Annotated in this window: 13 protein-coding genes; 5 read left to right on the plus strand and 8 right to left on the minus strand. The window is 34.5% G+C overall.

Going from position 1 to position 15,503, the window contains the following annotated elements; all coding sequences use genetic code 11:
- Positions 1-192: 192 nt before the first annotated feature.
- The 5 genes from thrS (at position 193) to Q0787_RS14215 (ending at position 6,851) form a co-directional block, all read left to right on the plus strand.
- Entirely contained in the window at positions 193-2,148 is a 1,956-nt protein-coding gene (gene thrS / locus Q0787_RS14195; RefSeq protein ID WP_298903505.1) for a threonine--tRNA ligase, read from the plus strand.
- Between the two features lie 27 nt (positions 2,149-2,175).
- A complete protein-coding gene (gene infC / locus Q0787_RS14200; RefSeq protein WP_298903789.1) occupies positions 2,176-2,727 on the plus strand; it encodes a translation initiation factor IF-3 in 552 nt (183 codons plus the stop codon).
- Between the two features lie 57 nt (positions 2,728-2,784).
- The gene (rpmI, locus tag Q0787_RS14205) at positions 2,785-2,982 is read left to right on the plus strand and encodes a 50S ribosomal protein L35 (RefSeq protein WP_040250651.1); all 198 of its coding nucleotides are present in this window, start codon (positions 2,785-2,787) and stop codon (positions 2,980-2,982) included.
- A 104-nt stretch (positions 2,983-3,086) separates the two neighbouring features.
- Entirely contained in the window at positions 3,087-3,431 is a 345-nt protein-coding gene (gene rplT, locus Q0787_RS14210; protein WP_204347045.1) for a 50S ribosomal protein L20, read from the plus strand.
- A gap of 162 nt (positions 3,432-3,593) precedes the next feature.
- Entirely contained in the window at positions 3,594-6,851 is a 3,258-nt protein-coding gene (locus tag Q0787_RS14215) for an amidohydrolase family protein (RefSeq protein WP_298903506.1), read from the plus strand.
- A 39-nt stretch (positions 6,852-6,890) separates the two neighbouring features.
- Here Q0787_RS14215 and Q0787_RS14220 read toward each other — a convergent pair whose 3' ends face one another.
- From Q0787_RS14220 to Q0787_RS14255, 8 genes are all read right to left on the minus strand, one after another.
- Complete coding sequence (locus Q0787_RS14220; protein ID WP_298903507.1) at positions 6,891-7,970, minus strand: adenylate/guanylate cyclase domain-containing protein; 1,080 nt, start codon at positions 7,968-7,970, stop codon at positions 6,891-6,893.
- Between the two features lie 12 nt (positions 7,971-7,982).
- On the minus strand, positions 7,983-8,258 hold the full coding sequence (locus Q0787_RS14225) for an EF-hand domain-containing protein (RefSeq protein WP_298903508.1): 276 nt from the start codon (positions 8,256-8,258) through the stop codon (positions 7,983-7,985).
- A gap of 55 nt (positions 8,259-8,313) precedes the next feature.
- Positions 8,314-9,573, minus strand: a complete 1,260-nt coding sequence (locus Q0787_RS14230; protein ID WP_298903509.1) for an asparagine synthetase B — start codon at positions 9,571-9,573, stop codon at positions 8,314-8,316.
- 118 nt (positions 9,574-9,691) lie between these two features.
- On the minus strand, positions 9,692-10,738 hold the full coding sequence (locus Q0787_RS14235; RefSeq protein ID WP_298903510.1) for an AI-2E family transporter: 1,047 nt from the start codon (positions 10,736-10,738) through the stop codon (positions 9,692-9,694).
- Positions 10,739-10,809: 71 nt separating this feature from the next.
- Positions 10,810-12,351, minus strand: a complete 1,542-nt coding sequence (dnaB, locus tag Q0787_RS14240; protein WP_298903511.1) for a replicative DNA helicase — start codon at positions 12,349-12,351, stop codon at positions 10,810-10,812.
- A 166-nt stretch (positions 12,352-12,517) separates the two neighbouring features.
- Complete coding sequence (locus tag Q0787_RS14245; protein ID WP_298903512.1) at positions 12,518-13,471, minus strand: acetyl-CoA carboxylase carboxyltransferase subunit alpha; 954 nt, start codon at positions 13,469-13,471, stop codon at positions 12,518-12,520.
- A 60-nt stretch (positions 13,472-13,531) separates the two neighbouring features.
- Positions 13,532-14,446, minus strand: a complete 915-nt coding sequence (locus Q0787_RS14250; RefSeq protein ID WP_298903513.1) for a DMT family transporter — start codon at positions 14,444-14,446, stop codon at positions 13,532-13,534.
- Positions 14,433-15,503 carry an LptF/LptG family permease gene (locus Q0787_RS14255; protein ID WP_298903514.1) on the minus strand — a complete coding sequence of 357 codons (1,071 nt, stop codon included), beginning with the start codon at positions 15,501-15,503 and terminating at the stop codon, positions 14,433-14,435. The genes Q0787_RS14250 and Q0787_RS14255 overlap by 14 nt, the downstream gene beginning before the upstream one ends.

Consider the following 15,503-nt stretch of genomic DNA (forward strand, 5'->3'; position numbering starts at 1 on the left):
TTTCAAGCTTTTTTTAAACTATTTTTTTTCAAACCCCACAACCCCTTATAATGAACGCTTTACAAACCTCTTTTTTTATAAAAGTTTATTTCTTTTACCGAAATCACTCTTCATATAATATTATATATATCATCTATTGTATGGCAATATTTAACATACTATCTTTGCCAACTTAATTATTAGGTCATTATTATGATAGATATTACTTTACCAGATGGTACTATTAAAACCTTTGAAGAAGGAACAACTCCAATGGATGTCGCTAAGAGCATTAGTGAAGGATTTGCAAGAAATGTAATCTCTGCAAGTTTCAATGATGAAATGATAGAAACATCCACACCATTACATATTAATGGATCATTAATATTGTATACATGGAGAGATCGAAAAGGAAAAGAATCTTTCTGGCATTCAACATCTCATGTTATGGCTCAAGCATTAGAAGAATTATATCCTAATATAAAACTAACACTTGGACCAGCAATTCAAGAAGATAAAGGTAATGGGTTTTATTACGATATCGATTTTGGCGACCATTCTATTTCCGAAAAGGATTTCAAAGTAATAGAGAATAAAATGATGGAAATTGCTAGGGGTAAACATGATTTTAAAATGCGCCCAGTAAGTAAAGCCGAAGCGCTTTCATTATATAGGTCTCAAAATAATGAGTATAAAGTTGAAATGATTGAAAATTTGGAAGATGGAACCATCACTTTTTGTGATCATTCAAGCTTTTCAGATTTATGTAAAGGTGGACATATTCCAAATACGGGATTAATAAAAGCAGTAAAAATAATGTCTGTGGCAGGTGCTTACTGGAGAGGCGATGAAAACAATAAGCAGCTCACTAGAGTTTATGGTATTTCATTTCCGAAGCAAAAAGAGCTAACCGAATATCTTCAATTAATTGAGGAAGCTAAAAAACGAGATCATAGAAAATTAGGAAAAGAATTAGAATTATTCACGTTTTCCCAAAAAGTAGGACAAGGTCTTCCATTATGGCTGCCAAAAGGGGCTGCATTACGTGAACGTCTTGAGAATTTCCTTAAGAATGCTCAGAAAAAAGCAGGATATGAAATGGTTGTAACCCCTCATATCGGACAGAAAGAACTATATGTAACGTCGGGTCACTTCGCTAAATACGGAGAGGACAGTTTTCAACCCATAAATACACCAGCAGAAGGTGAGGAATTCTTATTGAAACCTATGAATTGCCCTCATCACTGTGAAATATATAACACACGACCTTTTTCTTATAAAGAACTTCCTAAACGTTATGCAGAATTCGGAACGGTATACAGATATGAACAAAGTGGTGAACTTCATGGCTTAACTCGAGTTAGAGGTTTCACGCAAGATGATGCGCATATATTTTGTACTCCAGATCAACTTGATAGTGAATTTAAAGAGGTGATTGATCTCGTTCTATATGTTTTTGGATCGCTTGGATTTGAAAACTTTAAGGCACAAGTTTCCCTTAGAGATCCAGAGAATCCAGAAAAGTATATTGGTAGCGACGAAAATTGGAAAAAAGCTGAAGCTGCAATATTAAATGCAGCTATTGATAAAGGTTTAGACTATGTTGTTGAAACAGGAGAAGCTGCTTTCTATGGACCAAAATTAGATTTTATGGTAAAGGATGCCTTAGGTCGAAATTGGCAATTAGGAACAATTCAAGTAGATTATAATTTACCAGAACGATTTGACTTGACGTATAAGGGCAGTGATAATGAGTTACATAGACCTGTAATGATTCATCGTGCACCTTTTGGAAGTATGGAACGTTTCATTGCTATTTTATTAGAACATACCGGTGGAAATTTCCCTCTTTGGCTTATGCCAGAACAGGCAATTGTATTATCATTAAGTGAGAAATATGAAAAATACGCGGAAAAAGTTTTAAATTTGCTAGAAAATCACGAAATTCGCGCCCTCGCAGATAATAGAAACGAGACTATTGGTAAGAAAATCCGAGAAGCGGAAATGAATAAGATACCGTTTATGATTATCATTGGCGAGAATGAAGAAAAGGAAAACATGATTTCTGTTCGACAACACGGTGGGGAAGATTTAGGCATGATTAGTGTAGATGAATTTTCAGAAATTGTTGAAAGAGAAGTCAATAAAACATTAAAAACATTTAAATAGATAAAGTTTAATTAAAATATATAAGCCATAGCAATACGTAGACGACACAACTCTAAGCGAGTAGTAAAAGAAGATCAACACAAAATCAACTCTAAAATTAGAGCCGAAAAGGTAAGACTTGTAGGTGATAATGTAGACGTTGGAATTTACTCAACTAAAGAAGCGTTGGCCATCGCTGATGACCAAGGGCTAGATCTTGTTGAGATTTCACCAAAGGCTGATCCTCCTGTGTGCAAGGTAATGGATTATAAGAAGTTTCTTTATGAACAAAAGAAACGTGAAAAGGCACTTAAAGCAAAAGCCTCTAAGGTGACTATCAAAGAAATTCGTTTTGGTCCTCAAACAGATGACCATGATTACGAGTTTAAAAAGAAGCACGCCGAGAAGTTTTTGAAAGATGGAGCTAAACTTAAAGCCTTTGTGTTTTTTAAAGGGCGTTCAATCATTTTTAAAGAACAAGGACAAATCTTATTATTAAGATTAGCTCAGGATCTTGAAGAATTAGGTAAGGTTGAACAAATGCCAAGATTAGAAGGTAAGCGAATGACCATGTTCATCGCACCAAAAAAAGTAAAATAAACGCTGAAAAGTTCAGCAGTAAGATAATAAGCGAAACGTAAATAAAACTAGGAAACAATGCCTAAAATGAAAACTAAATCAAGTGCTAAGAAACGTTTTAAACTAACTGGCACTGGTAAAATTAAAAGAAAGCATGCTTTTAAGAGTCATATCTTGACAAAAAAATCTAAAAAGCGTAAGCTAGCTTTGACTCATGACACTTTGGTACACAAAGCAGATGAGAACAATATTAAAACAATGTTACGTTTAAAGTAATAAGGTTTTAATCGGTTAAAACAAATTATAAACCCTGGAGTTAGGCAAAAGTATTTAGCAAGTGTCAAGAATTGACCGCCTACTACAAAAAAACAATTTAAGAAATGCCAAGATCAGTAAATTCAGTAGCGAAAAGAGCCAGAAGAAAAAAGGTTCTTAAGCAAGCAAAAGGTTACTTCGGAAGACGTAAAAACGTTTGGACAGTAGCAAAAAATGCGGTTGATAAAGCGATGCAATATTCGTATAGAGACCGTCGAAACAAAAAAAGAACATTCCGTTCATTATGGATAATGCGTATTAATGCAGGAGCCAGACAACACGGAATGAGCTATTCTAAGTTTATGGGAAAACTTAAAGCTAACAACATCGAATTGAACCGTAAAGTTCTTGCAGATTTAGCTATGAATAACCCAGAAGCTTTTGAAGCAATAGTGAACAAAGTAAAGTAGGGCGTTCGCCTAAATAATAACAACAATTCGCTTATAAAACCGATTCAGAAATGAATCGGTTTTTTTATATTGTTATATCAAAAGTTAAAGCTCTACATGCTAGATTTTAACAGTGAATTTCATTTTTTATAATTAACTTACCTCTCAATTAAAACTAATCAAATGAAATACACACAACTCATCAAACTCCTCATTCTGCTAATTACTTTTAATGCCTTTTCCCAAGATAAGGACAAAGCTAAATCTTGGGACGTATCCAACCCCGAAGGTGATTGGGGTTTTAAAGAATTTAAATTATCAACTAATGAAGGAACATGGATGAACCTCGATGTAAGTCCTGATGGCAAGTCAATTGTTTTTGATATGTTAGGTGACATCTATAAGATAGATAGTAACGGAGGAAAAGCTACAATTCTAAGAAAAGGACTAGCCTTTGAAATACAACCTCGTTTTAGCCCTGATGGAAAACACATTTCCTTTACAAGTGATGCTGGTGGAGGTGATAATATTTGGGTTATGAATAGCGATGGTTCTAATGCTAAACAAATTACGAAAGAAAATTTTCGGTTACTAAACAACGCCATATGGACACCAGATGGTAATTACCTTATTGCTCGGAAACATTTTACGTCTGGACGTTCACTTGGAGCAGGCGAAATGTGGATGTACCATAAATCAGGAGGTAATGGTATTCAACTTACGAAAAAAAAGAATGCACAACAGGACGTTAATGAACCATCACTTTCTCCAGATGGCAAATACCTCTATTACAGTGAAGATGTTTATCCTGGTGGTTTCTTTCAATACAATAAAGATCCAAATAGCCAGATTTATGCAATTAACCGATACGACATGGAAAAGGGAAAAACCACTAGAATTACTGGTGGCCCTGGTGGTGCCGCTCGTCCTCAAGTGTCTAGAGATGGTAAAAAGTTGGCTTTTGTAAAACGTGTACGAACGAAATCCGTGCTTTATATACATGATTTAGAAACAGGAGAAGAATGGCCAATTTATGATCAACTTAATAAAGATCAGCAAGAAGCATGGGCCATTTTCGGTGTATATACGAATTTTAACTGGATGCCAGATAATCAAGCTATCGTTATCTGGTCTGGTGGAAAAATAAAGAAGATAAACATTGACAACTTAGAGGTTACCGATATTCCTTTTCAAGTGGATACAACGATTAAGATTGCCAAAGCATTAGAATTTGAGAATCCTGTTTCTCCCGATACATTTGATGCTAAAGTAATGCGTCATGTTACGACCTCTCCAGACGGAAAATCAATTGTATTTAATGCCTTGGGACACCTTTATACTCAAAATCTACCTAACGGAAAAGCGCAACGATTGACATCTGGGTCTGATTTTGAATTCGAACCCACTTTTTCTCCTGATGGCAAAACAATAACTTATGTGACATGGAATGATGAAAATTTAGGCGGGATATATTCAATTCCTAGTACAGGTGGTACTGCAACAAAATTAACTTCCGAAAAAGGAATCTATCGAAACCCGGCGTACTCACACGATGGGAAAACTATCGTTTATCGCAAAGAAGGTGGAAATAATGACCAAGGCAGAACATTTGCCAAAAAAACAGGATTGTACCTTATGAATGCCAATGGTACTAATTCAAAATTATTAACTCAAGAAGGTGATTTCCCTTTCTTTAATGCTGATGACTCTAGAGTTTTATATCAAAAAGGAGGGCTCTTTTTTGGTGCATTAACCAAAGAATTAAAAAGTATAGATCTAAATGGTTTTGATGAACGCATTCTTGTAAAATCGAAACATGGTAATCGATTAGTTCCAAGTCCTGATGGAAATTGGATTGCCTTCGTTCATCTACACAAAGTTTATATGGCTCCTATGCCAAAAGCTGGTAAAACTCTAGATCTAACCGATAAATCTAAATTTATTCCTATCTCCAAGTTATCAAAAGATGCAGGCATCAATCTTCATTGGTCTAAAGACAGTAAGACAATTTATTGGACGCTTGGAAACATGTATTACGCTGCTGAGGCTTCTGAAGATGCAAAGATGAGCGAGAAAGGAATTAAAATCAACCTTGAGGTTAAAACCGATAAACCCGAAGGTAGGATTGCCCTTCAAGGTGCCAGAATAATAACAATGGAAGGTGATGAAGTCTTAGAAAATGGTACCATTATTATAAATAACAATATTATTGAGGCCATTGGAAACGCTTCAGATGTTTCGGTTCCATCAAATGCCAAAGTATACGACGTCTCAGGTAAAACTATTATGCCTGGTATTGTAGACGCTCATGCTCATATTGGTGGTTTTCGTTATGGACTAACAACTCAAAAACACTGGCAGTTTTATGCCAATCTAGCCTATGGAGTAACTACTGCTCATGATCCTTCCGCTAATTCAGAAACTGTATTTGCACTTTCTGAATTGCAAAAAAATGGAACACTTGTTGGCCCTCGCCTCTACTCCACAGGTTTTATTCTTTATGGTGCCGATGGCGATTTTAAAGCGGTTATTAATAACTTAGAAGATGCGCGTTCTTCTATAAGACGAACAAAAGCCTTTGGAGCTTTATCTGTTAAAAGTTATAACCAACCTCGACGCGAACAAAGACAACAGGTTTTACAAGCCGCTCGAGAAGAAGGCATTTTTGTAGTTCCAGAAGGAGGCTCTACATTCTATCACAACATCACCATGGTTATGGATGGTCATACTGGTGTCGAGCACAATATTCCTGTGGCTCCTGTTTATAAGGATGTACTAGAACTTTGGGGACAGAGTAATGTAGGTTATACGCCAACATTAATTGTAAATTACGGAGGCATGAATGGTGAAATGTTCTGGTATCAAAACACCAATGTATGGGAAAATGAAAAACTACTGAAATATACACCAAGAAGTATTATTGATTCGCGATCAAGACATCGCATTATGATACCTGATGAAGAATATGAAAATGGACACATCTTGGTTTCTAAAACCTGTAAAGCCTTAAGTGATGCAGGTGTAAAAGTGAATCTTGGCGCTCATGGACAATTACAAGGATTAGGAGCACATTGGGAACTATGGTTGTTACAGCAAGGTGGAATGTCAAATCACGAAGCACTGAAAGTGGCTACCATAAATGGTGCAGATTATATTGGAATGAGCGATGATATAGGTTCCTTGAAAAAAGGAAAACTAGCCGATTTAATCATTATGGATAAAAACCCTTTAGAGGATATACGAAATTCTGAAAGTATCGTTTACACCATGATTAATGGACGCCTTTACGACACTGAAACTATGAACGAAATTGGAAACCATCCAAAAGAACGTACAAAATTCTACTGGGAAAACTCTAAATATAACCAAGCGTTTCCTTGGCACGAAGAAACACAAAGTTTCACACGAGCCAACTGTGGTTGCCATGTTGGATCACATTAAAAAACATAAAATCCGGTTCTTGAAAAGAATCGGATTTTTTTATTCTAAATGAATGGCCGAAATATCTATGATTTCCTGCTTACCTTTTAGTTGAATTGCACCTAAGGTTTTTGAAGTATATATCCTGTTAAGGTCAATATCGTCTAATAAAGTATTAGATATTAATAAATTTTCATTGTAAGTATTGCATTCGTTTTGAATTCTGGATGTTGTATTAATGACATCACCATGATAAGCGATTTCCTTTTTTATGGTACCAACTTCGGCTACCATTAGCTGTCCTCCATGAAGTCCTGCTTTAAATCTTGGGTTTAAACCATACGTTTTTTGGTAATACTTTGAGCGCTTAGACAAAGTTTCTTGAAAAGAATAAAATAAGCCGATGCATCTATTATTTTTAATTCCATTTTTATAGGTCCAACTAATAACAGCTTCATCTCCCACATATTGATACACTTCTGCATCGTATCGTCGTAAGATTTTATTAAGATCAAAAAAGCAATCTTGAATGAACTGACTATACTTTTGATGACCTATTTGCTCTGCAATTGCGGTAGAGTCTTTTAAATCTAAAAACATTAAAATACGTTTCTCCTCTTGAGGTTTTCTGTACTTTCCTAAGAGCATTTTGATAAAAACACCCGAACCCAATTTGTCATTGGCTATGCGTATAAATGAAAACACTAAAGATGTCAATAAAAAATATGTCGTACTAAGCCAAAACAAGGGATCTGTTCTCCACCAACCTGGTTCATTGGCCAAATCAATGTCCATTCGTTCTTCAGCAATAAACGTAATAAAACTTAATGAAATAATAAGTATCGATAAATAGATCACTAATTTTAGAAAAATAGATAATGCCAAATTAAGCCTCTGAGAAAAATACTTCTCAAAAGAAAATTCTACAACAGCATAAAAAACACCTATTATAATACCTAAGATTAAACCAAAGTCCAACCATTCGGTAATTGGAATAATATTTTTGGGATTTACATAAGCACTACCTTGTTCTTCGCCATAAGCGAAAAAACGAATAACAATAAACAATGTAGATGCAAAGCTCCAAAAAAAGACTGTGAATGCAAGGAGCTTTAAAAATTTAAAAAGGTTATACTTCAAAACTAAATGAGGCTAGTTAGCTTTTGAGATTTCATCAACAGCAAATTTAAATTCTTTCCAATTTACTTGACCATCTCCATCTTTGTCATAACCTTCAATGAGTTTAGAAGACACTACACCTCTAATAAAACCACTTATTTCAGCCTGTTTCAAAAGTGTCGCTATTTCTTTTTTTGAAAGTGCTCCATTTCCATTTTTATCAAAAAAATTGAAGGCATCTTCGGGGCTATCAAAATGATTGGTAATCACAATTTGTATCTTTTTGAGTATTTTCTTTTTAGACGCCATAGTTTTGACAATTAGGTGAAACTAAAATTACAAAACTTTTAGCAAAGACGGTTAATCAAGTCTTTTGCTTTTTCTTTTTGGCCGCAGGAAACAAAACATTGTTAAGAATGAGTCTATAACCGGGTGATGTTGGATGTAAATCTAATTCTGTTTTAGGATCACCAACTTTATGAGTATAATCTTCAGGGTCGTGACCTCCATAAAACGTAAAGAAGCCTTTTCCTTTAATACCATGAATATATTTGGCTTCACCATTAGTTTTGTTTTCTCCCATTACCAAAACATTCGATTTTATTTCTTCCCGCGTAAACGAAGTCGTTTGTCCCATAAATCCTTTTACCAAAGCGGTATGATTCTGGCAAAGCATAGACGGAATTGGATCCCATTTTGCAGAAAACTCCATAAGAGAAAAATAATCTGTGGTTTTAGGTATGCGTCGTTTTCTCGTCATATCAATTGATGAAAACTCATATACATTTGGGCTCCTCTCTAATAGAAAGTCCTTAAACGCAAACGTTCTGTTATAGTCTATTTTATTTTGATAACCTGCATCACTTCCATCACCATCAAACATAGGTTCACAAATATCAACACCATCGGCAGATAAGGCAATATCAAAGCTGTCTGTTGCACTACACATGGCAAACATAAAACCGCCTCCAATAACATAATCTCTTATTTTCTTTGCCACTGCTAATTTCTCCTCGGAAACTTTATCGTACCCTAATTTCGCCGCTAAATTTTCAGCTTCTTTTTTCTCTTGAATATACCAAGAAGCCGACCTATAAGCTCTATAAAATTTACCATACTGTCCCGTAAAATCTTCATGATGTAAATGCAACCAATCATACAGCAATAAAGCATCCTTTAATACATCTTCATCATAAACCGTTTCATATGGGATTTCGGCATAGGTTAAAACCATAGTAACAGCATCATCCCAAGGCTGAAGTCCTTTTGGAGTATATACTGCTATTTTAGGAGCTTTCTCTAATACAACAGCTTCCATATTTTGCGACGGACTCGCAATCATGTTCAGAATTTCTTCCGCTTTTGCATTAGAAATCACTTCAAAGCTAACACCTCTTATTTGGCATTCACGTTGGATTTCCTCAGAATCTGGTAATAAAAATGACCCTCCTTTATAGTTTAATAACCATTTTACCTTTAGTTGTTTTTCTAAGGTCCAATAGGTTACTCCATAAGCTTTTAAATGATTTTGCTGGCCTTCGGCATCCATTGGAATTAGAATATACGACGCATAAGACGACATCGTAACCAAGAGCAGCGTAAACAACACAATTATCTTTTTCATCGAAGATTTTTTCAATTTAATATCTGAAATATAGTCAAAAATTATCCCGAAGCGGTACGCTTTAATATAGTTTTAGGTATTTACTTGTTGAAATACATAATCTAAAAGATAACTCTACTTATTTCTTAAGTGGCTTTATGGTTCGCTCTGGACCTGACAACAAGGAGGCAATAACTTTAGTACTCGGGAATTGTTCCAAAATAATTTTAATAAAAACAGTAATTGGAATCGCCATAATGAGTCCTGGTATGCCCCAAATAAAGCCCCAAAGCATAAGCATTATGAGTACCGTAATCACATTAATCGAAAATGATTTTCCCATAAAAATTGGCTCTAAAATTGCTCCAAACAAGACCTGTACACCTGTTATGGATAAAATAAAGAAGAACAACGTACTTGTTGGATCTAGTTCTACAAAAGCAAAGATTGACAATAGTATTACCGAAATAAACGACCCTACCATTTGTACAAAGTTGATTAAGAACGCAAAAAGGCCCCAAAATATTGGGAAACTTACATCAAAGAAAACACAAGCTAAACCAGTAAAAATTCCTGTTAACAGGCTAACCAAAAACTTAACTTTAATAAATGTAATTAAGTCCTTTTCAATTTTCATAAAAGCCTTTATTGAGGTATGCTTACGTTTTAATATCGTATTATTTAAAACCTCATGCATATTGATGGATTCTGACAACCACAAAATGGTAAAGAATGTAATCATCAAAATGTTGGTTAAAAATTTTCTAACAAAATCAAAGGTTGAACCAATGCTTTCTTTCTGGAAAAATCTTGCTAAGAACTTATCATCTCTATTGTATTCTAAACCAACCTTATCCTGCATATATAACATAAGGTCATTGATTTTTACTTGGGCCTTGGCAAAGAATCCTGTGTCATTAGACAAAATTTGCTTGCTTGATAGCTGTACCAATTCTACACCTATAAATACGCCAACACCAATAAGTGCAACAACAATAACAATACTCACTAATTGCGGTACGTTACGTCGTCCTAGCCATCGCATTAATGGTAAAAACAATAACGCAATAAACATAGATGATATTAAAGGAATAAATATAAACGATAGGATTTTTAGTAAATAAAATACTAAAGGAACTACGATAAACAGTAGTAGGATATTTGTAGTACGTCTTTGATCTAACATGAGGCAATTTTGTTTTTTAATAGCAAAAGCAAAGTTAGGCTATTATCTTGTGAAAATATCCTTAAAAATTCTTAAAATGGCACATCATTATCATCATTGTCTTCTGGCGTACCAAAGGCATCAGCCGCCGATGGGAAATTATCTGGCTTAAAAGTGTCGTCATTTGCCGCTGCATTCATCTTAGAATGAAACTCTCCAAATGGAGTATCAAAATCATCAAGATTATCAAACTTACCTAAGTGACCGATGAACTTAAGTCTAATATTTTCTAAACCACCATTTCTATGTTTAGCCACAATAAACTCACCTTGACCTTCTGTTGGAGAACGTTCTTCATCATCCCACTCTTCAATCTTATAGTATTCTGGTCTATAAATAAAACTTACAATATCGGCATCCTGCTCAATCGCTCCAGATTCACGTAAATCTGAAAGTAACGGGCGCTTACTTCCACCACGTGTTTCAACAGCACGCGATAACTGAGATAAAGCAATAACCGGAACATTCAATTCTTTAGCCAATGCCTTAAGGTTACGCGATATCATCGAAATCTCTTGTTCACGATTACCACCTTTTTGGCTTCCTCCTGCTGTCATTAATTGCAGGTAATCAATCATGATCATCTTAATACCATATTGAGACGCTAAACGTCGCGCTTTGGCACGTAAATCGAAAATTGACAGGGATGGTGTATCATCGATAAACAATGGCGCTTTTTCTAAAGTTTTCACCTTTACATTGAGCTGTTCCCATTCATGCTTTTCCAGTTTTCCTGTTCTTAACTTTTCAGAAGACAATCCTGTTTCCGAAGAAATTAAACGTGTTATCAATTGTACCGATGACATCTCTAACGAGAAAAAAGCAACTGGAATATTAGTATTTACGGCAATATTTCTTGCCATGGTTAAGGTTAATGCTGTTTTACCCATACCTGGACGAGCCGCGACTATAATTAAATCACTAGGCTGCCATCCCGAAGTAAGTTTATCGAGTTTGGTAAATCCTGTCGGAATACCACTTAACCCTTCTTTATTGGAAATCTCTTCAATTTTCTTTTTCGCCTGAATCACCAAACTCTGAGCTGTTTCTGTAGATTTCTTTACGTTACCTTGGGTTACTTCATAAAGTTTGGCTTCGGCCGTATCTAATAAATCAAAAACATCTTTAGTTTCGTCATAAGCTTCTTCTATAATTTCGTTTGAAATTTTAATTAAACTTCTCTGAATAAATTTTTGAAGAATGATACGTGCATGAAACTCAATGTGCGCAGATGAAGATACACGTTGCGTCAATGAAATGAGGTAAAAATCACCTCCAACCATATCTAATTTTGCATCTTTCTTAAGTTGGGTTGAAACGGTTAATAAATCCACTGGTTCACTATTTTCAAATAATTTGAAAATAGCCTCGAAGATGTGTTTATGGGCTTCTTTATAAAAGGCATCAGGACTTAAAATATCGATAACTTCATCAACACCTTTTTTGTCAATCATCATAGCTCCAAGCACAACTTCCTCTAAATCAATAGCTTGTGGTGGGATTTTGCCTTTTTCTAAGCTAATTATGGTGCTTTTATCGACTTGATAGCCTTTTATTTGGTTGGGTTGCTTCATAACTGCGAATGTAAATAAATTGTGCCCTAAAATTGAATTTACGAAATTTTCAATCTTAACAGGTCTTCAACATTTTAACTGTTAATAACTTGATTATATTGTTAATAGCGCCAAAAAAAACTGAAACGAAACGTTTCAGTTTTTTTCATCCGTTATTCTATAAGGTTTAACCTTTATAAACCCCCATCGCCAAGTATTTATCCATACGTTGATTTACTAAATCTTTTGGTGATAAGTTTTTAAGTTCTTCGTAATTTTTCTCGATGGCATCTTTTACTGCTTTAAAAGTTGCAGCTCTATCTGTATGCGCACCTCCTAAAGGTTCTTTAATGATGTTATCTACAATTTTTAACTTCTTCATGTCAGGAGCCGTTAACTTTAGTGCATCAGCCGCTTGTTCTTTATATTCCCAGCTTCTCCATAAAATAGAAGAACAAGACTCTGGAGAAATTACAGAGTACCATGTGTTTTCTAACATCAATACTTTATCACCAACACCTATGCCCAATGCACCTCCTGACGCTCCTTCACCAATAATTATGGTTATAATAGGAACTTTAAGGCGTGTCATTTCTAATATGTTTCTGGCAATAGCTTCTCCTTGACCACGTTCTTCTGCTTCTAAACCAGGATAAGCACCAGGAGTATCTATAAGCGTAACTACAGGAATACCAAATTTTTCGGCAGATTTCATTAAACGCAAAGCCTTGCGATAACCTTCTGGATTAGACATTCCAAAATTTCGATATTGTCTTGTCTTGGTATTAAATCCTTTTTGCTGACCTATAAACATATAAGTTTGGTCTCCAATTTTACCCAAACCACCAATCATAGCTTTATCGTCTTTTACATTACGATCACCATGTAGTTCTAAAAATGTTTCACCACATAACGCCTTAATATGATCTAGTGTGTATGGTCTATCAGGATGTCTAGATAGTTGAACACGCTGCCATGCCGTTAAGTTTTTGTAAATATCTTTTTTGGTTTCTAATAACTTCTTTTCAATTTTCTTGCAAGTTTGAGTTACATCTACATCACTCTCCTCTCCAATTAACTGACACTTTTCAAGCTGCTCTTGAAGTTCTTTTATAGGTAGTTCAAAATCTAAATATTCCATTGAAATTTTGATTTAATTCTTAATTAGTTGTTTAGTTAGTCAAGTGCAAATATAAAAACTTTAATTGGGTTTACTTGTTAAGGTATTACCCTTTTTAATACTCTTTTTATTTTTTAGAATTCCATCGGCTAATACGGTTGCTAAAATTAAAAAAGCGCCATAGTAAAACTGAGTGCTCATTGTTTCTGTTTCAGGAAATAACAGCAGCGCCAAGGCAATACCATACAAAGGTTCTAGGTTATAAGTTAAGACCACAGTATACGGACTTATATACTTCATTACCTTAACAGATCCTATAAAAGCGTAAGCTGTACACACTGATGCCAGGATCAAAATATAAATCCAATCCCATGTTTTTAGACTGAAAAACGCCATATCAAAACCACCCTCAAAAACTAAAATAAATATAGACAGGAAAACAACACCACTTATAAACTCATAAAACGAGATAATTGTGGCCGAATGCGTTTCGATAAATCTTCCATTAATAACGGCGAACAATGTTGAAAACAGCGCCGAAGAAACCCCTAAAATTATACCGTTAATATATTTTATTTCGCTCTGCGTAATTAATAAAACACCAAGTATAACAATTATTCCGAAGAGAATTTCATACCAAATGATACGGCGTTTATATATAAGTGGTTCAATAAAAGATGCGAAGAAAGCACCTGTAGAAAACATAGCTAAAGTAATAGATACATTAGACTGATTGATAGCTTCAAAAAAAGTAATCCAATGCAGTGCTATTATTATCCCAGCACCAAAAAATTTAAGTTTTGTCTTTACATCTAGCTTAATTTTTAATCTTATCATTTTAATGTAAAGGAACATTAAAATCCCAGCTATAAGCATACGATACCATACTAAGGCGGTAGAACCAATTGAAATTAGCTCACCTAAAATAGCAGTAAAACCGGCTATAAAGACTAAAAAGTGTAAATGAAGATAATTTTTAAGCTTAACGTTTGGCATTATATAGCAGATAAGCCGCTAATATACCAAAAACGATATTAGGAAACCATACAGCTAACAAGGGAGAAAAACTAGATTGTTCTGCCATAACCCCAAAAACTTTATCGAAAAACACATAAATCATTGCAATTGTAATTCCGAAGGCAAGATTAACTCCCATACCTCCTCTTCGCTTAATTGACGATACAGAAACGGCAATAATGGTTAAAATAAAAACAGCCACTGGCAAACTCCATTTTTTGTATTTCACCACTAAATAACGCCCAATATTAGATGAACCACTCTTTTCTTCTTTTTCAATAAAATCCAACAATTCTCCATACGATTTCGTTTCTGCGATGTACTCTTCTGGGGTGAGGTCATCTACATCGAAAGGAAGAATAGTATCCTTTCTACCAAGACTTTGAATGATATCATTATGCGGTCCAAAAATGCGTTTCGTATAGCCCATCAAACGATAACTACTATCATTATTCTTGATAGAATTAGCCGTTATTTTATAAGTAAGTTTATTGCCTTCAAAATGCTCTAAACTAAAATTACTTCCAATCCCTGTCACTGGATTAAAACTACTCACAAAAATATAATCGTTGTCGTTTATTTGTTTGTAAATATTATTTGTTTGAACAATATTTTTATTGCTTTTTAAATACTTGTATTTAAATTGGTTAAACCCTTTACTTGCTTTAGGAGCAAGATATAATCCCATTAACAAGGCAAACCCTGCAATAATTGTGGCTCCAATCATATATGGTCTTAAAAACCTCCAAAACGATACTCCAGAACTTAAAAAAGCAACAATTTCAGTATTATTGGCCAGTTTGGAAGTAAACCAAATCACCGATAAAAATAAAAATATTGGAAATAATAGATTCGCAAAATAAATGGTAAAATCCAGATAATATTGAGCTACTGCTCCAAATGGTACTTCTCGTTCTAATATTTTACCAATTTTTTCAGCCAAGTTTACAGTTATCCCAATAGGAATAAACAGTAACAACATCATCAAAAATGTAAACAAATAACGCTTTAATATGTACCAATCTAATATTTTCAC

Origin of the sequence: uncultured Psychroserpens sp. (assembly GCF_947492715.1) — a bacterium.
In the GTDB taxonomy this organism is placed as follows: Bacteria; Bacteroidota; Bacteroidia; order Flavobacteriales; family Flavobacteriaceae; genus Psychroserpens.